The following is a 22,834-nucleotide window of genomic DNA, read 5'->3' as shown; positions in this document are numbered from 1 at the left end:
GAGTATGTGTTTAATCAAATTGGTCTACCAGGGATCATCATCTTGATAACGGTTTGTATTTTTGTATTTGGATCTAAAAATTTACCGACAATTGGACGTTCAGTTGGTCAATCACTAAAAGAATTTAAAAATGCGGTTTCAGGTAAACCCTCGACAGCTATTACAGAAACCGAGAAGGGTACTCCTATTAATAGTACAAGAAGGGGAGAAGAGAATGACACAAGCGTATGACATAATCCTTTTGTTTATTTTTACTACTTTTTTAATATCAGCAATACCAAAATTAATAAATCTCAAATACTTTATAACCCTGGTCCATTCGTACGAAGTTCTTCCTAGATTTATTGGAACTATTTATGGTGTGTTATTACCATTTATAGAATTAGGCGGAACGTTACTTTTACTTTCAAAGACTTATTACATTTATGGTTCATTATTTTTGTTATTCGTTTTACTGAGCTTTACTATTGCTGTTACTTTTGTGATTAGAGCAAAAAGAGATATTAAATGTGGATGCTATGGTAAATTCCTTGATTCAAAAGTAGATAGTTTTACCATAATTAAAATCATAATTCTAGTGATAAGTAACTTATTTATTATCTCGAATGCACAAGGATATTCTGATATGAACTTAACAAACTTGCTTTTAGGTCTGTTCTTTACTATCACCTTGTTGCTTTTACAAAAGATTTGGTCAACATATAGGGTTGCTGTAGAGCAATTAAAATTATCAGAATAAAGGGGTTAATTTTGTGGAAATGTATTTTTTAGTTTCAAATATTGTTTTATCTCTCCTAATGTTAATAGTAATTTTTTCATTGGTGTTAATCTTTAGACAATTCGGAGAAGTTTATTTGAGTACAGGAGCATCCATTGCAAGAGATGGTTTGCCTATAGGGACAAAATTACCAGAATTCAACGCCTTAAATTACAAAAACGGAAATATAATTTTTAGCCAAGAGATTTACAATTCACCAAAACCAACTTTAGTTGCATTTGTAACTCCGAATTGTCCTGCATGTAAAGATTTATTAAAAGATATAAATAAGATGGTAAATAAATATAACGGAAGACTGAATTTTGTTCTTTTTGGGATAGGTTATCAACCATTACAGTTCGATAAAATATTTAAAGATGTTCCATCTGATGTAAAGCTTTTTGTTGAGGACTTAGAGAAACCTGTTTTCAAAAATTTAAATCTTAGAGTAACTCCATTTGCTTTCTTACTTGATCAAGAAGGAATCATTCAAGAAAAAGGACTTTGTAATACTATTGATCATGTTGATAGTTTTTATAAATCTTACGAAAGTTCAAAAAGCACAAAAATTAACCAAAAAGGAGTGAAAGTAAGTGTTTAAATTATTCGAAATCATTGAGAATTATTCTAAGCTGATTGCAGAAAATCTTGCACGTTCAATTAATAGAAAGCAATTTATTGGAACTTTAGTGGGTGGATTATTTTTATCCATTCTTTCAATAACTACAAATCCTTTTAGAGCTTTTGCTGCTAACACAGGTTGGTGTGAAGTATCAGCACATACATCAGGAACATGTGGACCGCCTGGAGCTGGGTTTTGTAGCAATCTAAACGCAACATGTCCAAGTTCTACAAGTACTGCGAAATGTCCAACAGGTTTTTCAGTAAATTATAAATATTATCCAAAAACAGCTTGTTGGTGCTATTTTACACCGGGATGGGCTAAAGTTTGTTGTGATTGTAAAAGAAATTCAGATGGCAAAGAATGTGGTTGTGAATTTAACTTTAGAACTGCATAACGATTAATTGTAATTTAGATCATTATGGGGGGTGTTGATGTTGAATTATGATGTTTTTTCATTTTTTGTACCTATTGTATTAGCTTTTACAGCAGGTTTTACAAAAATAGGGACAGCTTGAGGAGTTAACTCGACATTAGCATTGTCACCTCTCGGTGAGAGGACTAACTCAAAAAAATTTATCAAAAATTCCTTAGTATGGTTGTTATCCCTAACATTTACAGGTGCATTCACCGGATTTTTGTATACAGCTTTAATATTTTCAATTACATTTTGGATTCCAAGTAAAATTAAATTAATAATTTTTATTGTGTTATTAGTTTTATATTTGTGTAAGGAACTCCATCTTATTAAGTTGTTTATTCCCCAGAGAAAGTGGCAAATTCCTGTAGAATGGGTAAATAAAAACGACTTAAAAAATATGATGATCTGGGGATTAATACTAGGTGCGGGGATTTTCACTTATATACCACATATAACTTTTTATTTGTTGTATATATATACTGGATTTTTTTATAGTGTCACCTATGGTTTTATATTTGGTGCAATTTATGGATTTAGCCGTGCTCTTCCAGCATTATTTATTGGAATTTACAGAAACTATTTTAACAATAACGATTCTTTTGAAATTAGTAGATTCCAGATGATTAAACGAACAAGCAACTATATGACAATACTTGTTATGATAGTAGTTTTGTCTAAAATTTTCATAGGGTAAATGTACTGTACTTATGGCAAGGTTGTGCTGATTTGATAAAGATTAATTTTCAGAAATACATTTTATTGGGATTAGTGCTGGTAGCTTTTGTTGTAATTGTTGATTTTTATAATGACGAAAAAAGTGCATCAAAGCAAAATGAAATAAAGATTGATAGTTGGGATGTAAGCTCAATACTTAAAAGGGAAATAACTGCAACAGACACTGGGATAAAAGATGATTTTGTGTTCCATCTCGGTAATAATGGTAAGCTGGGATTCCAGTCAGAAAATGGTATAATGGTAGCTGAAAAGCCGCAACGATACCTTTGGTTTTTTTGGATAGATCAGAAAATCTTTGAGAAACCATTAGAAATTATAGGAATTCACAAAAAAACAGGTGATGAATTTACAGTTTTTAATGATTCTGAAGGTCGATATTTATCAGGAAAAGGATTAGAGTATGCTATTCCTACATTAATCACTTTGCCTGAAAAGGGAATTTGGCGTTTAGAAGTATATTTTGGGAAAGACCTGTTAGGAAGTGTAGTCGTTAAAGTAAATTAATAGACGTAGAGTCGCTTATCATTGATAAGCGACTCAGAATGTGGACAAACCCCTTCTAAATTTTAGAAGGGGTTTGTCCATTTTTTTGTGTTTTATAACAAATTCTAACTTATCTTACACTGGATATGGCTTGTCATGTCCAGTGTGCCAGTTTTTTAGATTATTGGCATCAAAAAGTAAGTATTAGCCCTCTCAGCTTCTTCTATCACATGCTATGATTATGTATGTATTACTGTACCAGAAAAATGATCAATTCCATATTATCAGGGCCAATGAAACCATCTGTAAATGATAAGAAATAGAACAAAAAACCGAAAGATATATATATATGCTATTATATATTCCACAAACGCACCCGATTGTTGAAGAACGAATCATAGTTTTTCAATAGAAAATATTAAATCATTAAATTCATTATCGAATCCATATGCAATGCATTTATAAACTAATGAACCGTCTTTTTCGCTTATCAACATTCCTGAGGAGTATGATTGAGATTCTCTACCGTCACCTTCATCCCAAATATTATAAATACTCAATTTGCCATCGTTTGTATGACATTTAATAATGACTTCTTCTAGAGATGTGTCTTCCCACAAATTTTTGCTCTTATAGATTTCACTTTTCAATGCAGAAATTTCAATACCTTTTCAGTTATTTACCAAACTCCTTGTCTATGAGGCGACGTTTTAGAAATAAAAGTAATTTTAACTAACTGACCATCTTGTATATTTTGAACGTCCCATAAAACCACATTTTCCAATCCCATTTTCATAATAGGCTTTATTAAAGATTATTTCCTTTCCGGGGTAGTGTCAGGAAAATGCGGATTTACAACGATAAGGAAATTCCAAATTAAAAACCCAACTTCTCTACAAATCAAAATAGAGAAATTGAGCTTTTCAGTTACTTCATTTATTTATTGAATTCATTAACTGGAAGAAGTATTCAGGTTTATGAGTCTTATTTAGGTTATACCATGAATGTAATGCATCTGGTGTAAATACATCTATTTTTTTCAGTACCTCCATGGCAAATTCCAGAGGAGCTATTCCTGATGCGGTGACTAAATTCGCATCAGATACGGCAGATCCCAACTCATAAAACTTTTCTCCTTTGTAGTTAGGACATACCATTTTGGTATATTCCAAGTTATTACTTGTGTGCTTTCTAGTATCTAAGTATCCCCTATTCGCGAGGGCCTCAATTGCGCCACAAATTGCAGCAACAATGGTGCCAAGCTTTAAAGCCTGGCCGATTCTTTCCAATATAGGCTGATGAATGTCTTCACTCCAAGTAGTTCCTCCCGGTAAAATTAAAAGATCTTTATTTTCAAAAGTACATTCATCAAGGGACATATCTGGTTTTATGCTCAGCCCTCCCATAGTCGTAATCATTTCTTTATCAGCTCCTACTGTCATTACTTTTAAAGGTGCTAAATCTTTTTTGAAATACCTTCCTGAGTTTAGTTCAGCTATTAAATATCCATATTCCCAGTCTGACATTGTATTCAATACATATAAAAAAACTTTTTTTGTTTGCATCCAATAACACTCCAATCACAATTGATATAACCAGTATAATAAAACTTCCCTGACAGTTAGCGTCAGGGAAGTGATCATACTTCATGAAATTTTATTAATTCCGACAGAACTTCAACAAGTCTTTTCTTCAGACTGATCGGCTCAATCACTTTAATAGATTGATTGTACGGTAAAAGTAAATAAGGTACATATGTATGGATCACATCTTTTTCAAGAAGAAAAACGGCTTGATTTGAAGTCCGTTCTTGTAAATAATGTCCTATAAACCAATGTTGGCAAATATCATCCAATACACTTTTGTCCCCAGAAATAACCAAAGTAATAATCCCTTCCTTATCTTCTATAGCTGGAAGAAGATTTCTTGTAAAAAAGTCACGTGCTGAAAAATTTTCCGGCCGGTTAAACGTATTTTCGGTCAGCATTAGACTTTCAATTCGATCTACTCTAAAACTACGGATATCATTTCTAAGATGACAAAATCCAATCACATACCACTTATTATTCCAATAGATCATTCTGTACGGATCGACCAATCTATCATTTAATTGCTTTTCTCCACTTTTATGGTAAACAATTTTTACTGAGTACCCGTCAGCTACGGCCTGCTCTAACTCCTTCAAAAAAGGTTCCATAGAAAGTGAACGTAATCGACTGATTACTTCAAGACTCGTTAAATGTTGGTTTACCTTTGTTTCCTGTTCTTGATTTGAGTAGTTACTTAGTTTTGAAATGGCCCTATTTAGTGCCTCACCACCATAATATCCGGCTTCTTCTGCAAAAACAGCAGCGTGAAATAATGAAGTTTGCTCCTCAAAATCAAAAAATAGAGGAGCCTCAATAAAATTGTCCAATAAAGTGTATCCACCGTTATGTCCTGGTTCTGAAATTATAGGTACGCCACTTGTTGAAATTGTATCAATATAACGATACACAGTCCTTATATTCATCTCTAATTTTTCTGAAATTTGTTTTGCAGTAATTTTTTCACCTGAACGAAGCATCCATAGAATTGCTAACATATTGTCAATTTTAGGTATATAATTTCACCTCTATATCCCTCTATATATAATTAATAACCATCTTACAATACCAATTATTTCAAATATTATAATATTGAGCAATCCCCTTATTCCATTCAATGGCCAGTTTCATAAAAAAGAGTACATTTCTTATTACAGAAATGCACCCGATTGTTGATTATCAAATTTCTATGAAAATCTTTCTAATTAATAGAAGGTTAATTAAAATCGTACTATGTTACAATTTAATTTTCTTTGCTTATAATGTTATTGATAATTATCGGTAGGTAAATCTCAACTTCTTCTCCTTCCTCAACTTGATGATACATCTCGATAAAATACGATTTCTGTGTTGGGTAATATCCTTGTTCATTAGACCATTTTTGTAACGAAGTGTAAAGATCGGATACATCTGTCATACTCCCTCTTGTTGAAACATATTCACCTGATATTTCTATATACTCCATGCCAGCTGGCACTTCATCTATCTTATCCTTCACTAGGACCCCAACAAAATAATGTCCTTCTTTATGATCGTCACCTTTTTTCGGTTCGAAAAGCGAAACCTCTACTCCTAAGTGGTTCTTTATTTCATCAATTCTACTCATGAATCTTTGTGCATTTATTGGCACCTCACTTCCAAAGTTGCTGTAAAGACCTTTGTTCTTCATCCCCACTACTTGAAACACTTTGTTTATTCTTCTATTCATAATATATTAACCACCTTTTTAAAAAAAATATATAATACTCCATTTCATCTTGCATTATTTATGGTGCAATCATGTGTAACTTTTTATATTTCGGACTTAACTCACTCCATATATCAAACAAATTTCCATTAGGATCTTGAAATACAAAGTTCCTTCCAGCATGACCTCTGTTTTCTATTTTTCCAACATTAATTTCTTGTTTAATAAATTCACGATGCATTGTCTCTAACGCTTCAATCCCATTCACTTCAAACGTTAATGAGAAACGTACTCCTCCGTTGAAATCCTTAAAGTTAGAGGTTTGTCCCTGGTGCGACCTTACTAAAAAAATGCTTTGATCTGCAAGGTTAAGAATCGCCTTATCTTCATCTAGGTAACTCAATTCTGCACCTAGTTTATTAACATACCAATCTTTGGAGTTAATAATGTCTGTAACTGGAATATAGGTTGTACCCACTCTTTGTAATTTTTCTTTCATTTTCATATACCCTCTTTGTAATTAGAATTATTTGATCGTATCTAGCAGTTCCACCTTAAGGTTATTAGAGTCTTCCCAAGACTGAAAAATCTCAATGTGCCATGTATTTTTTAGCCTTTTATGGCCGTTTTCCTCAGCCCATTGATGCAGTTCATCATATGCTTCAAATATTTGTTGATTTGATCCTTGAAAGTTTGCTGCCGCATACCTTTGACGTGGGATTATTATCGTCACCATATCCTTTGGAATATCTTCAAACTTCTCCACTTCCACACAGACCCAATAACCTTCTTCTTCTTCTTTTTTTGAGTCAACGAAAAAAGCTCCAAACTGAATATCCTTGTTCAACAGGTGTTTAATCTCTATCAATCGATTGTCCAGGGAATGTGCGGATTTAGGAATCTCGTTTTTGTATTCGTCGTTTGCACACAACACTCTAAATCCAACAAGCTTGAGTTCTCTAACTTCTTTTACAGATAAGTTCTGTATCAACTGAACCTTCATATTATTATTCCTCCTTAGTTAATTGACCCATTTCTCTGCATAGTAGTTCTTCATAAAGTTATGTAACGTCTCTAAACACTTCACACCTTCTGTCTCAGCATCTTTTGCTTTATTTAAGAGTTGGACAGCAATACTTGCATTCTCTTCATTTGAGGGATCACCACCGTGTGGAAAAGGAAACAACTCACGAAGTTCAACAAGCGCATCGACGACTATAGCGTATTGTTTTAGTGCATCAGATGCTAACTTTCTGACACCTCGCTCTACTATGTTCGCCCCGTCCCATTTGATTGTAAGATCGTGCAAGTACTTCATCGCAAACTCCCTTGCATCAGATACCACAAGAGTATTAAATGCGTTACCGTGCGGGTCGGCATTTCCTTCTTCCAACACATTTATCCATGCATCATACGCTTTTAATCCTATAATGTACTTACCTTCTAAAACATGCTGCCACTCTCTGCCATGAGCATGATCTAAAATTGTATCTAGACTCATCCGAAGCATCTCATATTTAGAATGAGGAAGACTCTCGCCAATTGTCGTTGTATATAGAACACCGTTTACATCTGCAAAATCTTCATAAGTTACTTCTCCGTCTTTTGAACAATCCTTCGCATAAAATACTTTTTTATCGTCGTCATACCCATAGATTAACCCGAACTCTGGTATGAACATATCGAATACAATAGCCGGTATCCCTCTATCCACAGATTCTTGAATTAACTCGATGGTTTCTTCTAATTTTTTCGGTTGCACCGGTGTTAGAGAGTCTGCGAGGTTGCTCGTAAAGCCTAGGTTACATAAGTTTTTTCGTAAGAGGTATCCTCCAGGTATTGCAGTCGGTCCGGCAACGTTGATTTCTTTTGGATCGATGTTAATGCGAAAAGCATGACCCGAGATTCCCATGACATCTACAAGATTCAGATGTTTCTTATCGGTGTATTTGATGGCTCCATGAAGCGCAGCGGCCGCTGAAGTTTTCGTTCTTAACCAACACTCTTCTTTGTTTTTATCCTTGCGTTCCAACGTTATTCCTCCTAAATATCCGGCTTCAACAAGACCTTTCGTTTACAAACTCCTCGCTCTTCCTTTCTCTGAACGTACTGATGAATCGTGATACGAAGTCTTTCCTTTTGTACTTTTATTCTAGAGCGTGAGATGGTATTATACACATTTGCTTTGGTAGTATTAAAAAGCTTAGCAATTTCAAGTGGTGGAAGATCTTCAAAGAAGTATGCTTCAAAGAACGCTTTTTCACGTTTGGTCAAACACTTTAATAAGGTACAAATCCCCTCCACCACGCTTAACCGCATTAAATGTTCTTCAGGATTATCCTCTTGCGATCTTTTAGAAGCGGAAGAAGAAATAAAATATAAGATCTGGTCAATATCTCCCCAATCCACCATGGACGGCGAAAGCTGATTTTCTCTTCCTGCAGCTAATGAAGTTATTGAGCTTTCCATACGATAGCCGGCACTACGTACACTCATGTAAGCTTGATTGCGCACAATCTGTTTAAGCCAAGGAGTAAACCTATTCGTGTCTATAAGTGTGCCAATCTTAATAAAAGCTCTGTATAACGCTTCTTGAACAATGTCTTCAGCTAAAAAGGTATCCTTAGTGACAGAAAATGCCCAACCATGAGCTTTTGCCCGATGCAACCTCACTAGTTCATTGAAAGCTTCTTGATTCCCCTTTCTGGCCAGGTGGACCAACTTTTCTTTTTTCATCTCTTGAATCCTGGACTCGGATTCCTCATTATGCTTATTACTTAAGGCTTGCTCACTACCATCAGCGAGAATAACATTCATAAGAAATAGACTCCTTTCAACACCTCCACTACTAGAGATGCATTTGAAAACAAAAATCTATCAAAAATTTTAAATTTTTTTCTCTCTCTCACTCTTGATTAAAAGCTAAGATTTATTAATTGAATACATTTGGTAACTACAAGTGATTTTTCATGTTACAAACTTCGACAAAAAAATGGAAATCCATTTTAAAAAAATAGATAAAAGAATTTTTTAGCAACAAAAAGAGTGCATTTCTTATTAAAGAAATGCACTCTTTTTGTTGAATATCGCTTATCTATTGAACAGTAAAATTGTACTGTTCAGCAAGTCCATCTATCATAGTCCCTGTGTAATTATTGATAAAAACTAATGTATGAATACTTTACCAATGGGTTTGAAGCTTATTACCATTTGGGTCATAAAAGTTGAAATAAGCATGTCCTTTATCTTCTAGTATTTCCTCCACTTTAACACCATGATTAATTAGGTGTTGATGAAACTGAGATAACTCTGGACTGGTAAAGCCAATGCTAAAGGTAGGTTTATTATGAATTGTAAAATGTGCAAATGTTTCATCTTCAGTAGGGACTAAAATAATTAAAAAAGGTCCTTCATTAATTTTAAGAATTGCAAATGGATCATCCGTAATGGTTAATAATTCAAGCCCTAAAACATTTCCGTACCATTGTGCAGATTTCTCTAAATCTCTAACCGGGATTCTAATATAATGTACTTGTTCAATGAATGATTTACTCATCATTTACCTCTCCTTTATTTAATGGGATATAAAATATCAAAATCAAATGCCTGAATTTCACGAGCTGGCACTTCAAAAGGATTAAATGTGTCAAGACGATTCGGTTCAAGAGAAAAAGCACCGGTATCATGATTAATCTGATATCCTTCTTCTTTAATCCATTCACTTAAATAATGATATCTACGGTCCATCTCTGCTTTACTGAAACAACAGCATTCAATTTTCGCATACCTTCTTTCAGGTATGGTGAATCCTCTACACTCCTCAGTTGTATGAGTAATGTCACTCACTTTAACTCCTACCCAAAGGTCAATTGTTCCGTCTGATTTCACCATATTTCCCTGATCATAAAAGACAATTCCTTCATTTTCTTCGATTGCCATTGAATCATAAGAAGATAATAAATGGCTTAGTTTTTTCCAGCCTTTACGGACTTCCTGCCCTGCCTCAAAGTTTTCCATACGACCGTTTACTTTTATAGCTATCATTTTAAACTGTTCAATAATAACTGTTTTAACTTCTAGTTTTCTGCTTTTTTGATGCTTCTCTCGTTGCCCTAATAGAACTTGCAACGATTGTGGAGTTCGTTGAGGATGATAATCTTCTAAAGGAAACAGGTTTCTTACAGCTCTGTCACCCATACAATTTGCCCCTTTCTATAATAGGAATATAGATTCGCACACTCATGTTATTGTTAGTTGAACTTACTTGATATTGAGCAAACCACTGTTTAGAATCATCTAGAATATATTTTTCTCCACTTACGATCCACCGGTGCATAATTTCTAAAATACCCGTAAGTGTTCCGTATGCCCTAGTTTCAATAACAGCAAATAATCCACCACCCAATACCTTTTGATTAATACTTTGAGTGTTCATATCTTCATGATTTAGATAATTGGTAATACCATATTCACCCCAATGCTCTAAGTCATTTTCAGAATCATAGTTGTATGACAAGTAAAGCTTAGCATTGAAATAGTCTATTGATGGCGTAGATCTTAGCCATTCAGATAAAGTTTTATCCGCCTTCACTAGGCAACCATGTCCGTAACTCCTACTATATGACACCCTAAAAGATTCTGTTTCCTCTACTGTAATCAGCTCGGGTCTTATCTGGCGGTCTATTGGCAAATATAGTTTCATTCGAACAAGTTTTTCATTAAAGGTAATATACTCTTCCAAATACGTATGTTTGCCTTCTTTAAACGAACTTTTAGGCAACCACTCTGAATACATTTGATTCCATAATGATAGAATACTGGCATCACTAGTTGATGGTGTTACCCCCACTGCAAACATGCCACCCTGAATAGTTTTAATAGGCATTCCGGCTATTGAATAAACAATAGGATCTTCAATAGATATCATGACTTCATATTCATATAATTGAGATTTCTTATCCAAAGCTTCATCGTATCCTATATTTCGTCCGAAAATCCTTATTTTTTTTTCATTTAAATCAGATGCTTGAACTAGGTATTGAACTACCGTAAGCGCTTCCTTTTCAATTCCATCTAAACGGTCTGCTCTATGTATATAACTTAATACCACCATGTCTTTTACTTGAATGACCTTTATGTCTGGGTATCTATCGAATAATTCACGTCCCTCTAAGTAATTAATCTTTTCATATAAATCAATTCGGTCAAAACAAAAAAACATACCCGAATCTTTATATACTTTTGGAGTAATTCCAACTACTTTCTTAAATGTCTTTGTAAAAGATGCCTGTGATTCAAAACCAACATGAATAGCAATATCCAAGATTGTACGATTAGAGTATTTTAGATGGTCTGAAGCGATGCTAATTCTTCTTTTACGCATGTAGTCTTTTACTGGATAACCAGTAAGAGAGTAAAACATGCGGTATAAATGTGGGAGTGACATGGAGGCTATTTTTGCAACATCTTCTAACTCTATTTTCTCTTCAATATTTTCTTCTAAAAAATCTATTGCTGCTTGAACACTAACTAAGTAATTCATTATTCACCACCTTTCATAAAAGAAAATTCGACGAAGATTGTGAAAGAATAGTTCTTTGATTGTAACTATAACAAAGATTCAGATTTTATTTTTGTCCTTTTTTATCAAAAACCCATTATTTCACAAACTTAGTATTTCTACTTAATGATTGATCTAAGTACTGCTTCGATTTACCAACAATACCTTCACAAACAAAAAAAGGGTGAAATATCACACCAATATCGCACCGGATCGTAATAAAAGATTAAACAGAATTTCTGGTTGACCTTTCTGTTTAATAGTGGTTAAAAATGCTTTTTATTAAGCGGAACATCATTCTTGGAATTAAAGTTAAGATGTTCCATAGTAATTCAAATAATAATTCACTTCTGAATTCCCTGAATATACTTCTTATAGATCTCCTGCATCTCCTTCTTTTGCTCATTTTCATACTTTCTCCTACTCCATATGTTACTTTTCTCACCTTTATCCACTCTTGCTTATTCAACCATCCTGCACGTTTGTTCAATACGTTCAATAAAAAGTGCAGATCTCCTTCTTAGAGAAATGCACCCGATTGCGGAGTAAACGAAGAATTTTAATTATGGAGTTAAATTAATTATTGAGCAAATACTTTAAACCCTGTGGTAATTCATTTTGCCACCATATATCATCATGACCACCAAGAAACTCATTATACTGAACATCATACCCCTTAGATTTAAGTATCTTATGCAGATTTTTGTTACTATCCAAAAGTGGTTTATTCTCGAGAATTCCAGCTTCCATAAATACTTTTATTGGTAAAGTCTTGTTATCCTTAAAACTCTGTAGCATCCAAGGGATTTCTCCTTCATATCCTTCTTTTTTCCAATGTACAGAACCTGATAGTGACAATACATTTCCAAATATTTCAGGGTGATTGAAAGCTGCAAAAAATGAAGCTAATCCACCAAGACTGAACCCGGATATTATATTATCTTTTGGATCTTTAGAAACATTATATTTGTTACGAACCCAGGGTACTAATTCATTAGATAGAAATTTGATGAAGTCATGATTAAAAGTGAGTTCCTGGAATCGATTTACACTATTAATACCTATCATAACAACAGGAGGGATCTCTTTGTTATGAATTAATTTATCCAAAATCGTAGGTGCTTTAAGAGTGGTCATTGTAGGTCGCCCATCATAACTGATGAGTAATTTACATGGAGTTTCTTTATCAAGATAATTGCTAGGGGTATATATCCAAATTCGCCTCTCGTTGTTAAGAATGGCACTAGTGAAATCATGAATCTCAAGATTACCTTTGGAGTAGTCTTGAGTCTGAGTATCATTATTATCTAAAGTCATTCCTAGTTCTAAAATAGATGTTAGAGAGTCTTTGCTTTCAGGGTCTACAGAATTTTTAACGTATAAAAAGGTATTCTTATTAAAAGGATCATTTTGATAGTTCTTACTTCTTTTAACCCAATCTTCTTTAAACTGATCATTTATTGAAAACCGGTAAGTGGAGACAAATGTTTCATTGGTACGATAAGTTTTATACCATATTTCAGTTCCTTTAATGTTAGTTAAGCGAGAATTAGAAATATCCCATCCCGGAAAGCTACCAAATACATGTACATTAGTTGTTGCGCTGTCACCAATCCAAATAAATGTGACTAATTTAAATACTTGATTATTCGGACAAATTTCAATAATTGGTGTACCACGAAGTCTGATATCATTTAAAAAATCTTTCAAAGCTTGTTCTTTATTCTCCATGTTGGCTAAAAAGTTACTCACGAAAGGACTTTGTGTTTTTTCTTGATTAAGCACCATAGTAATTACCTCTTTCTGAATTAGTAATTGTACTACTATTCGTGATTATTTATGATAAGACCTTCTTCAAGAAATCTACCCCTATATCAAAAAAGTGCACTTCTCATTCTTAAAGAAATGCACCCGTTAGTTGAACAAGGACTCTTATATAATTTGTTTATGGAATACACTAATCGGATGGTAATTTTTTTTAACAAGACAATTTACTATTTGTTTCATAACACTTGGATTGCGAAGTTTATCATCGTCTGCATTTATTAATTCACTTACCTTCACCCAGGCACTGTCTATAATTTCATCTTCTTGAAGATTAATTGAACCCCCAATAACCTGTCCTAAAAAATGAAACAAAATAACTTGGTCTTTAGAACTGCTAATAAAGTTGTAAACACCAGTTGTATATGTAAGTTCTACATCTAATCCCGTCTCTTCCTTCACCTCTCTCCTGGCTGCATAAAGAATGTCTTCTCCCATTTCAATGTGTCCACTTGGAAAATTCCATTTATTACATTTGGTTTGGTTTTCTTTAACCATTAAAACTTCCTCATCTTTAATTATTGAAACACTAGCAACTAAAACAATCGGTTTATCTGTCATTTTTTCTCCTTGTACATATATATTTTCTTCTTCAAGAAACCTGCGCCGTTAGTGCAATAAGTCTATATTTTGATAAACCAGTCAATAATTCCTCTAAAAAGAGAAGATAAAATGAAATAAAATAACTTGATTGTTTGTACTACTAACAAAATTATATACACCAGTAGTACCAATTAGTTTTACATCATACCCTGTTTCCTCTTTAACTTCCCTCTGAGCTGAATAGAGAATGTCCTCTCCGTATTCGACTCACCAAAAAAGGACCGTCAAAAAGACAGTCTTTTTTCACTAAAGCACCCGATTGTTAAATAAGAGAAAGAAAAAACCAACCTAAAAAAGCTGGTTTTTTTAAACTTAAATGGTTCTCCGTTATTAATTAACATCAAATTGTTCAAGCTTCAGAATAAATTCTTCAACATCCATTCCTCGAGCGTTGGAAAAACCCTTATCCTCAGAGGTAATTCTAAACCCGCATTTTTCCAAGACCCGAATGGAGGCGATGTTGTCTTTGGCGGCACGAGCAAAAAGTGGGCGTATCTTGATATAATTCAGAAACTCAGATAACGCCTTAGTTGCAATCCCCTGACCCCAATATTCTTTTCCAATCCAATAACTGACTTCAGGTTCTCCGAACTGTTCAAAGTTCGAAATGTGTCCAGTGACATTCCCATTAAAAATTATAGTCTTGATGGTGATGGTCTCGTTGGCTTTAATTTTTGTCCAATGATTCATAAATGCATCCCTATCCGATGGGTCCTTAGCTGTGAAGGCAACAATATAGTTCGCCGTAGAATCTAGTTGTTGCTCGAAGAAGATGGGGAGGTCTTCCTCTGTGACATCTCGTAGTTTAACTTCACTGTTTGTACGATATTCCATATAAGTAACACGCTCCCTAACATATTTCCAATTTCGAGTAATTCCTTGTTCAACTAAACTGCTACGATTGTTTAATAATTGATTGTTCAATAAGTTCCATAAAAAAGGCGTTAATCCTTCTTGGATCAACGCACCCGATTGTAGGATAACTCATTATATGAATTCTATTATTCAAAAAAGAAAAGCTAAGTAAAACAGCTATTAACAAGGTTCCTTAATATGTAGGAGTATAAATTCTATCGGTATCTGTATCAATAACAAAATCAACTTCTATCTCATCGTCATAAGGAAGTTGATCAAAGTTATGCATACGACAGAATAGATCGGGAAGATCTCTAATGTTATTACACAGCTTTTTAGTAGCTAGATACTTTAGTTTCAGTTCAAAAACAGTACATTTTTTACCTGTTATTTGCACTTGGTGGAAGAAACCGTCTATTTCAACAATCAATATTTTCACAACTGGTTGCTAACCAATTAGTATAGCTTAGGATATTTGAGTATTCTGTATAAAAGGGTGGACTCCTTCTTTTCAACCTACTTCCAATAAAAAGAGCAACTCTTCTTCTTGAAGGAATACATCCGATTGTTGAAGAAAAATATGTAGTAAAGAATGAGTCAATTAATCAAGATATTTCTATTTGAATATATCTGCTACTATATTACTGAACTCTCTTAAATAATAAAGGTAGTTGTCTCCCCCGTAGTTATACCTCTTATTATACATTTTTGCCACGACAAGATTATGTTTAGGAATAACTAATAGAGTTGGTCCAGTTATACCTAAGATTTGATAAGAACCTTCAGGCACCCTCTCTCCTATTTCGCTTTTAAGGGATGGTGTATCTTGTACATACCAAAACAATCCGTTTTGTGGTGTATCTTTATCTTTGTAAATTGGGTTTTGTACTTGGATAGCTAATTCTATAACTTCTTTTGGTACAATTTGTTTGCCATTCACAAATCCATTATTCAAATGAAGATTACCCCATAAAGCAAACTCACGAGCTGTGGTATGCAGGTTTGAGTCACTGCCATCATCTGAACTTCCTAATTTAAATGTTGCAGCTTCGTTCGGACTATCAATAACTTGCACCAGTTTTTCATTAGGTTTTGTATACCAAGCAGTTTCTTTAAAACCTAATGGTAAAAATACTCTTTCTTTTAGTAATTCGGGAAAACTCTTTCCATAAAGCTTTTTTATTAATTTTGTCATCATTAATACGTTAATTCCTCTGTAAGCCCACCCTTCGCCTGAGTCGAACTCTCTAAAAATAGTTCCATCACCTTTCTGGTGTAATCCGTGAGAATGAGTGACTAAATGCCTTAGAGTTGTGTTTGCAAGCAATTCCTTATCGTATTCATCGAAATAATCTATTGCATAGTCATCAAGACTTTTAATTTTATTTTCATACAAAGCTAAAGCTACCGCTAATCCTAAATAACTCTTTCTTGCAGATGCTACGTTAAACTCAGAGGTTTCTGTAATCGGTATTGATCTTACCAAATTAGAATGATAGCCACCATAATGCTCTAATATGATTTCGTTCTCCTTTATAACAACAATTGAAGAAGCACTGCTATGATTAAGCTCCATTATTTCTTCTACATATGAAATTAATCTTTGATAGTTTTTAGACAATTTTTCTACATCTCCCGTTAATTACTCCTACTCCTTATTCAACAATCCTGCTCGATTGTTCAATAAGTTCCCAAAAAAAAGGCGTTAATCCTTCTTGGATCAACTCATCCGATTATTGAAGAAATCTTTATGGATAAATTCCAATTATCATCAGTAAAAAAACAATTAACATAGTGACAATGCTACCGTAAAATACTCCACTTAAAAAACTTGGGAATATTTTTGATAACCGAAAATATTTCATCTATATGTTTCCTTTCTTTTTTAAAAATAGACGAAGTATATATTCGGATAGTTACATTCAACATTATAATTATGAGTTCCTTAAGAAACGCACCCTATAGTTAAAGAAGGACGATAACCAATTTTATGGCTATCGTCCGTTTCTATTTCCTTCTGAACATATATTTGTACTGTGCAATTAAGACACAGAAAATAGCTTTCTTTCTTTTGTATTAATAATCATAATCAATACCTCTTAAAGCTTCTCGAGCAATCGACATGTTAATATCGAATTCTGTAACCACTTGAGGCTCCCCTTTTATGTCATTATCAACTATCACACTAACTCCAGTCTTTTCGCTTATTTCCTTAGCTAGTTCTTTTGCTCTACTGATTAGTTGAACCTCCATGTCCTTAACCTTGTTCAAGAGTAACTTTTTTACCTTGTTAGCTTCCTTACTGTTCTTTATATGTTCCAAATCAAATTCCCCTACTACATTTGATTCTTTAATTGAATTGAACTCAACTAAAGAAATGGATTCTAAGGCGCTATCTACGTTTGTATATTCATCATAAAAATTAAAATATATAAAGTGGTCAGTCTCATCCGAGTAAAGACGAATCTCAATAACACCAGATTCTATCCCTATCCTCTTTACTTTTGATAATAATTCTCGCATTTATTAACCTCCAATTTTTAATACTATACAGTTATCGTCAGATACATAGAGACGTTAACTACAAACGTAATCGTCTATTTATTAGCCTTATTAATAGCTTCAAACATTTTAGCTGGGGGCAATTTGCTTAATTCAGTATTCCTTGCTAGTGCAGACTTCGCGCGTCCACGAACAAACACATCGGCATCATTGGCGTTAAAGCCCATTTCCAAAATTAAATATTGATGCAATTTTTTACAAGGAGAAAAAAGCAACTTCTCATTTTGGAAGGCAGTCATTGCTCGTTCTCGGTCGATTTCACATACCTCAATCAAAACGCGCAGAATTTCATCATCCTTTACCTTTGCTTCATACAGCGCGGCTGTCACAAGCTTTATCTCATCATTCCTAATTAGACGTTCTTCTAAAGGTCCTAAATACATGTTATTCCCTCCTACAAATATCTAATGTTAACTCGTCATTCTTTCATAAGCGATATTATTTATTGCACAGTATAAGTCTACTACGCATCTACGACTTGCTTATTAAACATTACTGCTCGATTGCTTAATACCAATTATTTCAAATTATAACAATTAACTCAATCCTTAATTCAATAAAAAAAGTACGTCTACTAAAACGCACTTTAGAAATATCTACTATACAAATCATGTCTTTGCTTCCCACTAAATTGAGCGTAGATTTTTGTTGTTTCGCTTTTCTCATGTCCTAATAGACTTTGTATTACCTCAAGAGGTGCTCCATTATTGATCATATTCGTAGCGTAGCTATGACGTAATTGGTGGGGATGAATACTTTTCCTGATTATAGCACGACTGGATATACGCTTTATGATGTACCTCATAAGATCTATACTCATCCTTCTTCTAGGTTTTCTCTCTGTTATAAACAAGCATGCTTCTATATCTTCCCTTGAATCCAGATACCTTTTTAACCACAATGAGCAACGAGTATTAAAATATACCTCACGTTCTTTATCACCTTTTCCGTGTACAATAACAGAGTTTGTTATAAAGTTAATATCATTACGGTTTAATTTCACTACTTCACCAATACGACAACCTGTGGAGTAAAAGAATTCAAACAAAGCATTCTCCATTGTGTTTTGACAAGATTCCCTTAGATGTTCAATTTCAAGCTCAGTTAGGAATTTTGGAATTCTCTTGCCTAGCTTTGGTTCTTTCAATTTTGCTGCAGGGTTCTGATTAATAAAACCTTCATCATGTGTCCATTTGAAAAAAGAACGAATAAACCTAACTCGATGTCCTAAACTTGATGGCTTAAGATGCTCACCTTTCTCGATTAAATAAGCTTTTAACTGATCGGTTGCTACTTGATTCATATCAATTTCTCCAAAATACCGAAGTAACAAATTATACTGATACGAATACGTTTTTAATGTAATTAATGAATACCCTTCTATCTTTTTATCAAGCTGGTACTTCTCCCACGCGTTCGAAAGTAACATTTTATTTCACACTCCATGAACCAATTAAAATTCTATTCTAGTATTGGCATGGAAAGGAAAAGCCAAACACTGCTTATTCAACAATCTAGTAAAAACAAAATAAAGGATGCTTATGAATAAAAGCACCCATTTTGTTGAATATCTTCTTGAAAACATTCTCCATAAGTTAATAGAAAATCATAAAAAAATAAACAATAATTACTGAGGTGTGTAAACTGATAATTTTGTAATCTCTCAGTATAAGGAATGGGTTTACTATTAATTTAATTGAATAACTATGAATAATAAAGCAAACCCTATGAAAAATAATCCTGCCGCAAAAAAACATAAAGCTTTTAATTTAGGATATTTCAGACCAGCATAGATAGGGATGACGACTAATAGAATTGCAAATCCATATAATAAAGTTAGATGTAAGCCAGATGTCATACCTATCAGCTCCCTATTTTTATGACTTTAGTCGATAATAGTAGTATTCTGCATCTCTATTCGCGTCAAAAGCTTCAAACCCTGCAATGGCAGCCGTCAAACCTCCACCAATCGCTAGTAAGACACCCACAATAACACTTGTCCCCCCTGTAAGCCCAGAGGATAGGACACCAGCATAAAGTGATGCGACTGCCGCACCTGCTGTTGCAATAACTGTATCTTCTTTAGTTTCTGCAGTGTTTACTGCTTCTCTAAAGTTCTCTAAATCGTCTCTGTTGGTTGAAGTTTCTTTATAATAAGGGTAAGCAGCGTCACTTAAAGATATAGTCCAGCCTACTGTATCATTCTCATAGAAAGACACTTTATAATAAAGATCAAACCAATAATCAGTTCCCTTTTCTGTATATGTTCCAGAATCGGTTGGACCTGTGACATATGATGGTGAATCTTTCGTGACTGGCGGATCAGAAGTCGGAGAAGATGGATCTTTAGGAGTAATCACTTCTGATTGTTGAAGTTCACCTTCTTTAAAAACTGATACCTCATTTGTAGTTTTATTAAACTTCGTCATGTAAGTCCCTGAGCTATCCGAAGTTTCTACAATACGGTATAGGGCGTCATCTTGTATGACCTCAGTAGTAATTGTTTCACCATTTACAGTCGTTGTAGTTGCATTCGTTTCTGCAAATCCAGATACTGACATCATAAAAGTTAACATAAGTGTTAAAATCAAACTAATTATTTTTTTCATGTAGCTAATCTCCTCTTATCTAAATTTGTACTCTGAAATTTTTCTCTTCTAAATCCACCACTCTCCTTATTTTTCTTCAGAGCAATAATTAGTTACCCTGTTTTAACCAAAATATTCCTAAATATCTAATTAAAGGTAAAAAATACCTATTTTTGCGGTTTTTCTAGTAAAATTTGATATTAGTATGCCTTATCCCAAAATATAAAAAGAAGCGGGGAAAATAGTTTATCCGCTTCTTCTTATAGGTTTTCTGAAGTTCATAGGTATGTATACGTCTTACTAAAATTCCATTTATATTAATATTAAAGTTCAAATTTGAACCCATTATCGCAGTACCATACCCAATCATACAAAAACAGACAAACTTAACGATCTAACGGGTTCTCTTTTGGTGTATAAAAGTTAAAAAACACGGTAAACGTATATTAATTAACAAGTAAAAAAGTTCTGCAAATGAACTACACTCCAATTGTTAGACACAACTGACAATTGGAGGTGCTGTTTTTTATAACCAAATATTCTTTAGTTTTTTTACTCAATCGCACCCGATTGTGGAGCAAAGTTAAGTAAGTTAATTACTAATCCAAAATATGCATATCATATCTTAAGCTGTGGAATAACACTCCAAGTCTCTTCCAGTTTAAACTGTTCACCTTCTATGATTAAAGCATCCATTTTAGCATTGGATCTTCTTAATAATTCGGGAAGGATATTATCTACATAACTTTGATGGAAGCCCTCATTTTTCCATCCAGATAAAACAAGAAAACTATTGTCTTCTTTTATTGAACTTGCAAACATACCTCCTTGCATCCCTTCAGCGTTACTCATTCCTATGTTCCACACATTCCTTTGCATTTCCTCAAAGTGTTTCACTTTTTCATCTTTCACCTGTACAGTAGCAATTCGCATAAATTCAGTATCACTTAGCAGTTGATTTATAATGTATTTGTTACTAGGAAAAGCGATTTTTTCAATAAATAATTGCACGTTTATCGAATAGTAGGTTTTACCTTGTCCCGAGTTAATGAAAATAGTATCGTGTACTTCTTTCATAAAAAAATTATAGTGCTGCTCACTTACCCAAAAAGAGTAAATACAAGCTTTTAATTTATCAGTTTGGCTCCATCCCCCAAACTGACCTAAAAACCCTTTCACCCCATTTAAAACTTCCCATTTTTGTTGATCTGTATAAAATTTGTCCTTATGTTCTTCTTTGACTTTACAACTAATACTTTTAATAATCATATGTTGTTATCCAGTTCCATTCCCATAATCACATAAGGTTTCCCTGCGGCTCCGTTTGGTAAAAAAGGTTCTGTAATAACCTTCCAATTCAATGTTCTGTACAATGATTTAGCAGGGATATTATCTTGTTGTGTAGTTAGAATTGCTGTCTTGTTAGCGACATCTTCTAATAGTAAGTTAATTAAACGTCTCCCTATGCCTTTCTTTCTCTGAAAAGGATGTATAGCTAATTCCACAAATTCGAAACAGTTTTCGAGCCAATAAGTCACTTGTTCTGAAGTTAATGTATTTTCAAGCAATTCTCTGTAATACTGTCCTTTTAGAGAGTTATAACCATATGCAAAACCAATAATTTGTTCTTTATCATTCATTGCTATAATTGCTTTAAAACCATTATATGTTGAATGCTTCTCTAGTCGTTTAATAATTACATTTTCATCTTCATTCCAAACACTACTATAAAGAGCTGCTATTCTTTTTAATATTTTTTCGGAATTATCAAATTTTATGATTTTCACAATAAATCCCCCTCAATCAGAAGTCCAACTCTAAACTATAATAGATTAACTTATTCTACAATCCTGCACGTTTTTTTAATAAGTCCCATAAGAAAAAGCGTTTAATCCTTTTTAGATCAACGCACCCTTTGATGGAATAAGATTTAAATGTCGCGTACAGTTATATAAAGAACAATCCCATTTGTCTTCTATAAGACTTAAAATAGTAATTGAAGTATTATCAATATAAGTCTGCTGGAATTTCTGAGGAAGTAACTTTTGTAAGGTTAATCCGATTAAAGCACCGTGGCTCACTACCAAAATACGTTTACCTTTATATGTACAAACTATATCTTTTAAAAAGTCTATTCCTCTGTTAGATACGTCTTCAAAGTTTTCCATTCCAAGTTCTAAATTACGCCATTCACTACCCCACTGTCTGACTCTTTGTTCTTCCGTAGTGCCTTCAATCTGTCCGCAATTTATTTCTCTTACCCTTTCATCAGTATGACTAATGGGCAAGCCTATTTTACTTCCAATAATTTTCGCAGTTTCAAAAGCCCTAGATAAGTCACTCGTAATTATCATATCCCACTGTTCTTCAAGAGATAGCCTATCTCCAATGTTTGTGGCTTGTTTTCTGCCAATCTCATTTAAAGGAATATCACTTACTCCTTGAGCTTTACCTAAGGAGTTCCATTCAGTTATTCCGTGACGAATTAGTCCTATGGTAGTCATTCTTCCACCCTTTTCTTAATATCTAGTTCTTTAGCTATCCTTCTCGT

Annotated in this window: 29 protein-coding genes and 1 pseudogene; 5 read left to right on the top strand and 25 right to left on the bottom strand. The window is 33.6% G+C overall.

The annotated features are described in order from the left end of the window. Positions 1-6 precede the first annotated feature (6 nt). From ACFW35_RS04940 to ACFW35_RS04925, 4 genes are read left to right on the top strand one after another with little or no spacing between them, the layout of a single operon-like run. Entirely contained in the window at positions 7-231 is a 225-nt protein-coding gene (locus tag ACFW35_RS04940; RefSeq protein ID WP_379844191.1) for a twin-arginine translocase TatA/TatE family subunit, read from the top strand. Further along, positions 215-739 (top strand): MauE/DoxX family redox-associated membrane protein, encoded by a 525-nt coding sequence (locus tag ACFW35_RS04935; RefSeq protein WP_379844189.1) that lies wholly within the window; start codon positions 215-217, stop codon positions 737-739. The genes ACFW35_RS04940 and ACFW35_RS04935 overlap by 17 nt, the downstream gene beginning before the upstream one ends. Positions 740-758: 19 nt before the next feature. Then, positions 759-1,358 (top strand): thioredoxin-like domain-containing protein, encoded by a 600-nt coding sequence (locus tag ACFW35_RS04930; RefSeq protein ID WP_379847389.1) that lies wholly within the window; start codon positions 759-761, stop codon positions 1,356-1,358. Continuing rightward, a complete protein-coding gene (locus ACFW35_RS04925; RefSeq protein WP_379844188.1) occupies positions 1,351-1,776 on the top strand; it encodes a hypothetical protein in 426 nt (141 codons plus the stop codon). The genes ACFW35_RS04930 and ACFW35_RS04925 overlap by 8 nt, the downstream gene beginning before the upstream one ends. 45 nt (positions 1,777-1,821) lie before the next feature. Here the strand turns inward: ACFW35_RS04925 and ACFW35_RS04920 are convergent, their stop codons facing one another. Beyond that, the gene (locus tag ACFW35_RS04920) at positions 1,822-2,238 is read right to left on the bottom strand and encodes a hypothetical protein (RefSeq protein ID WP_379844186.1); all 417 of its coding nucleotides are present in this window, start codon (positions 2,236-2,238) and stop codon (positions 1,822-1,824) included. 288 nt (positions 2,239-2,526) lie between these two features. On the opposite strand from ACFW35_RS04920, the gene ACFW35_RS04915 reads away from it, so the two are divergent. Further along, a complete protein-coding gene (locus ACFW35_RS04915; RefSeq protein ID WP_379844185.1) occupies positions 2,527-3,039 on the top strand; it encodes a hypothetical protein in 513 nt (170 codons plus the stop codon). A gap of 374 nt (positions 3,040-3,413) precedes the next feature. On the opposite strand, the gene ACFW35_RS04910 is transcribed toward ACFW35_RS04915, so the two are convergent. The 24 genes and pseudogenes from ACFW35_RS04910 to ACFW35_RS04795 form a co-directional block, all read right to left on the bottom strand. Continuing rightward, on the bottom strand, positions 3,414-3,638 hold the full coding sequence (locus ACFW35_RS04910) for a hypothetical protein (RefSeq protein WP_379844183.1): 225 nt from the start codon (positions 3,636-3,638) through the stop codon (positions 3,414-3,416). Between the two features lie 312 nt (positions 3,639-3,950). After that, on the bottom strand, positions 3,951-4,583 hold the full coding sequence (locus tag ACFW35_RS04905) for a type 1 glutamine amidotransferase family protein (protein ID WP_379844182.1): 633 nt from the start codon (positions 4,581-4,583) through the stop codon (positions 3,951-3,953). 74 nt (positions 4,584-4,657) lie between these two features. Then, entirely contained in the window at positions 4,658-5,620 is a 963-nt protein-coding gene (locus tag ACFW35_RS04900; protein WP_379847388.1) for a helix-turn-helix transcriptional regulator, read from the bottom strand. A 227-nt stretch (positions 5,621-5,847) separates the two neighbouring features. Then, entirely contained in the window at positions 5,848-6,312 is a 465-nt protein-coding gene (locus ACFW35_RS04895) for a GyrI-like domain-containing protein (protein WP_379844180.1), read from the bottom strand. Between the two features lie 58 nt (positions 6,313-6,370). Beyond that, positions 6,371-6,790 carry a VOC family protein gene (locus tag ACFW35_RS04890; RefSeq protein WP_379844179.1) on the bottom strand — a complete coding sequence of 140 codons (420 nt, stop codon included), beginning with the start codon at positions 6,788-6,790 and terminating at the stop codon, positions 6,371-6,373. Between the two features lie 27 nt (positions 6,791-6,817). Next, the gene (locus ACFW35_RS04885) at positions 6,818-7,294 is read right to left on the bottom strand and encodes a GyrI-like domain-containing protein (protein WP_379844178.1); all 477 of its coding nucleotides are present in this window, start codon (positions 7,292-7,294) and stop codon (positions 6,818-6,820) included. Positions 7,295-7,312: 18 nt separating this feature from the next. Then, positions 7,313-8,323, bottom strand: a complete 1,011-nt coding sequence (locus ACFW35_RS04880) for a hypothetical protein (RefSeq protein WP_379844176.1) — start codon at positions 8,321-8,323, stop codon at positions 7,313-7,315. A gap of 11 nt (positions 8,324-8,334) precedes the next feature. Beyond that, positions 8,335-9,108, bottom strand: coding sequence for an RNA polymerase sigma factor (locus ACFW35_RS04875; RefSeq protein WP_379844174.1), 774 nt, complete (start codon positions 9,106-9,108; stop codon positions 8,335-8,337). A gap of 364 nt (positions 9,109-9,472) precedes the next feature. Then, on the bottom strand, positions 9,473-9,847 hold the full coding sequence (locus ACFW35_RS04870) for a VOC family protein (RefSeq protein ID WP_379844173.1): 375 nt from the start codon (positions 9,845-9,847) through the stop codon (positions 9,473-9,475). Between the two features lie 14 nt (positions 9,848-9,861). Then, on the bottom strand, positions 9,862-10,488 hold the full coding sequence (locus tag ACFW35_RS04865) for a GyrI-like domain-containing protein (protein ID WP_066292010.1): 627 nt from the start codon (positions 10,486-10,488) through the stop codon (positions 9,862-9,864). Beyond that, a complete protein-coding gene (locus ACFW35_RS04860) occupies positions 10,481-11,833 on the bottom strand; it encodes a helix-turn-helix domain-containing protein (protein ID WP_379844171.1) in 1,353 nt (450 codons plus the stop codon). The genes ACFW35_RS04865 and ACFW35_RS04860 overlap by 8 nt, the downstream gene beginning before the upstream one ends. 594 nt (positions 11,834-12,427) lie before the next feature. Beyond that, on the bottom strand, positions 12,428-13,639 hold the full coding sequence (locus ACFW35_RS04855; protein WP_379844169.1) for an alpha/beta hydrolase-fold protein: 1,212 nt from the start codon (positions 13,637-13,639) through the stop codon (positions 12,428-12,430). A gap of 144 nt (positions 13,640-13,783) precedes the next feature. Then, positions 13,784-14,236: an NUDIX hydrolase gene (locus ACFW35_RS04850; RefSeq protein WP_379844168.1), complete on the bottom strand. Its 453-nt coding sequence runs from the start codon at positions 14,234-14,236 to the stop codon at positions 13,784-13,786. 105 nt (positions 14,237-14,341) lie between these two features. Continuing rightward, positions 14,342-14,485 (bottom strand): annotated as a pseudogene (locus tag ACFW35_RS04845) (NUDIX domain-containing protein); the annotation flags it as partial. A 123-nt stretch (positions 14,486-14,608) separates the two neighbouring features. Further along, positions 14,609-15,112: a GNAT family N-acetyltransferase gene (locus ACFW35_RS04840; RefSeq protein ID WP_379844166.1), complete on the bottom strand. Its 504-nt coding sequence runs from the start codon at positions 15,110-15,112 to the stop codon at positions 14,609-14,611. 637 nt (positions 15,113-15,749) lie between these two features. Next, a complete protein-coding gene (locus tag ACFW35_RS04835) occupies positions 15,750-16,754 on the bottom strand; it encodes a serine hydrolase domain-containing protein (RefSeq protein WP_379844164.1) in 1,005 nt (334 codons plus the stop codon). 455 nt (positions 16,755-17,209) lie between these two features. Further along, positions 17,210-17,656, bottom strand: a complete 447-nt coding sequence (locus ACFW35_RS04830) for a hypothetical protein (RefSeq protein ID WP_379844163.1) — start codon at positions 17,654-17,656, stop codon at positions 17,210-17,212. 74 nt (positions 17,657-17,730) lie between these two features. Next, positions 17,731-18,078 (bottom strand): hypothetical protein, encoded by a 348-nt coding sequence (locus ACFW35_RS04825; RefSeq protein ID WP_379844161.1) that lies wholly within the window; start codon positions 18,076-18,078, stop codon positions 17,731-17,733. Positions 18,079-18,281: 203 nt separating this feature from the next. Further along, complete coding sequence (locus ACFW35_RS04820) at positions 18,282-19,124, bottom strand: tyrosine-type recombinase/integrase (protein ID WP_379844160.1); 843 nt, start codon at positions 19,122-19,124, stop codon at positions 18,282-18,284. Positions 19,125-19,382: 258 nt separating this feature from the next. Further along, on the bottom strand, positions 19,383-19,553 hold the full coding sequence (locus ACFW35_RS04815; protein WP_379844158.1) for a hypothetical protein: 171 nt from the start codon (positions 19,551-19,553) through the stop codon (positions 19,383-19,385). A 19-nt stretch (positions 19,554-19,572) separates the two neighbouring features. Next, positions 19,573-20,304, bottom strand: a complete 732-nt coding sequence (locus ACFW35_RS04810) for a geobacillin-26 family protein (protein ID WP_379844157.1) — start codon at positions 20,302-20,304, stop codon at positions 19,573-19,575. Positions 20,305-20,901: 597 nt separating this feature from the next. Beyond that, on the bottom strand, positions 20,902-21,552 hold the full coding sequence (locus ACFW35_RS04805) for a DUF4937 domain-containing protein (protein WP_379844155.1): 651 nt from the start codon (positions 21,550-21,552) through the stop codon (positions 20,902-20,904). After that, positions 21,549-22,070 (bottom strand): GNAT family N-acetyltransferase, encoded by a 522-nt coding sequence (locus tag ACFW35_RS04800; protein ID WP_379844154.1) that lies wholly within the window; start codon positions 22,068-22,070, stop codon positions 21,549-21,551. The genes ACFW35_RS04805 and ACFW35_RS04800 overlap by 4 nt, the downstream gene beginning before the upstream one ends. Before the next feature lie 111 nt (positions 22,071-22,181). Beyond that, a complete protein-coding gene (locus tag ACFW35_RS04795) occupies positions 22,182-22,787 on the bottom strand; it encodes a histidine phosphatase family protein (protein ID WP_379844152.1) in 606 nt (201 codons plus the stop codon). Between the last annotated feature and the right edge of the window lie 47 nt (positions 22,788-22,834).

Source organism: Fictibacillus sp. NPDC058756, from assembly GCF_042746035.1.
In the GTDB taxonomy this organism is placed as follows: Bacteria; Bacillota; Bacilli; order Bacillales; family Fictibacillaceae; genus Fictibacillus.
Note: the sequence above shows the minus strand (reverse complement) of the source record. Positions and strands in the feature narration are given on the sequence as shown.

Bases quoted from the DNA above. Each gene is read 5' to 3' on its own strand.
- ACFW35_RS04890 (WP_379844179.1), bottom strand. From the start codon at position 6,790: ATGAAAGAAAAATTACAAAGAGTGGGTACAACCTATATTCCAGTTACA.
- ACFW35_RS04810 (WP_379844157.1), bottom strand. From the start codon at position 20,304: ATGAAAAAAATAATTAGTTTGATTTTAACACTTATGTTAACTTTTATG.
- ACFW35_RS04840 (WP_379844166.1), bottom strand. From the start codon at position 15,112: ATGGAATATCGTACAAACAGTGAAGTTAAACTACGAGATGTCACAGAG.
- ACFW35_RS04820 (WP_379844160.1), bottom strand. From the start codon at position 19,124: ATGTTACTTTCGAACGCGTGGGAGAAGTACCAGCTTGATAAAAAGATA.
- ACFW35_RS04935 (WP_379844189.1), top strand. From the start codon at position 215: ATGACACAAGCGTATGACATAATCCTTTTGTTTATTTTTACTACTTTT.
- ACFW35_RS04815 (WP_379844158.1), bottom strand. From the start codon at position 19,553: ATGACATCTGGCTTACATCTAACTTTATTATATGGATTTGCAATTCTA.
- ACFW35_RS04895 (WP_379844180.1), bottom strand. From the start codon at position 6,312: ATGAATAGAAGAATAAACAAAGTGTTTCAAGTAGTGGGGATGAAGAAC.
- ACFW35_RS04870 (WP_379844173.1), bottom strand. From the start codon at position 9,847: ATGAGTAAATCATTCATTGAACAAGTACATTATATTAGAATCCCGGTT.
- ACFW35_RS04875 (WP_379844174.1), bottom strand. From the start codon at position 9,108: ATGAATGTTATTCTCGCTGATGGTAGTGAGCAAGCCTTAAGTAATAAG.
- ACFW35_RS04865 (WP_066292010.1), bottom strand. From the start codon at position 10,488: ATGGGTGACAGAGCTGTAAGAAACCTGTTTCCTTTAGAAGATTATCAT.
- ACFW35_RS04930 (WP_379847389.1), top strand. From the start codon at position 759: ATGTATTTTTTAGTTTCAAATATTGTTTTATCTCTCCTAATGTTAATA.
- ACFW35_RS04830 (WP_379844163.1), bottom strand. From the start codon at position 17,656: ATGCGAGAATTATTATCAAAAGTAAAGAGGATAGGGATAGAATCTGGT.
- ACFW35_RS04825 (WP_379844161.1), bottom strand. From the start codon at position 18,078: ATGTATTTAGGACCTTTAGAAGAACGTCTAATTAGGAATGATGAGATA.
- ACFW35_RS04805 (WP_379844155.1), bottom strand. From the start codon at position 21,552: ATGATTATTAAAAGTATTAGTTGTAAAGTCAAAGAAGAACATAAGGAC.
- ACFW35_RS04850 (WP_379844168.1), bottom strand. From the start codon at position 14,236: ATGACAGATAAACCGATTGTTTTAGTTGCTAGTGTTTCAATAATTAAA.
- ACFW35_RS04860 (WP_379844171.1), bottom strand. From the start codon at position 11,833: ATGAATTACTTAGTTAGTGTTCAAGCAGCAATAGATTTTTTAGAAGAA.
- ACFW35_RS04855 (WP_379844169.1), bottom strand. From the start codon at position 13,639: ATGGTGCTTAATCAAGAAAAAACACAAAGTCCTTTCGTGAGTAACTTT.
- ACFW35_RS04795 (WP_379844152.1), bottom strand. From the start codon at position 22,787: ATGACTACCATAGGACTAATTCGTCACGGAATAACTGAATGGAACTCC.
- ACFW35_RS04905 (WP_379844182.1), bottom strand. From the start codon at position 4,583: ATGCAAACAAAAAAAGTTTTTTTATATGTATTGAATACAATGTCAGAC.
- ACFW35_RS04885 (WP_379844178.1), bottom strand. From the start codon at position 7,294: ATGAAGGTTCAGTTGATACAGAACTTATCTGTAAAAGAAGTTAGAGAA.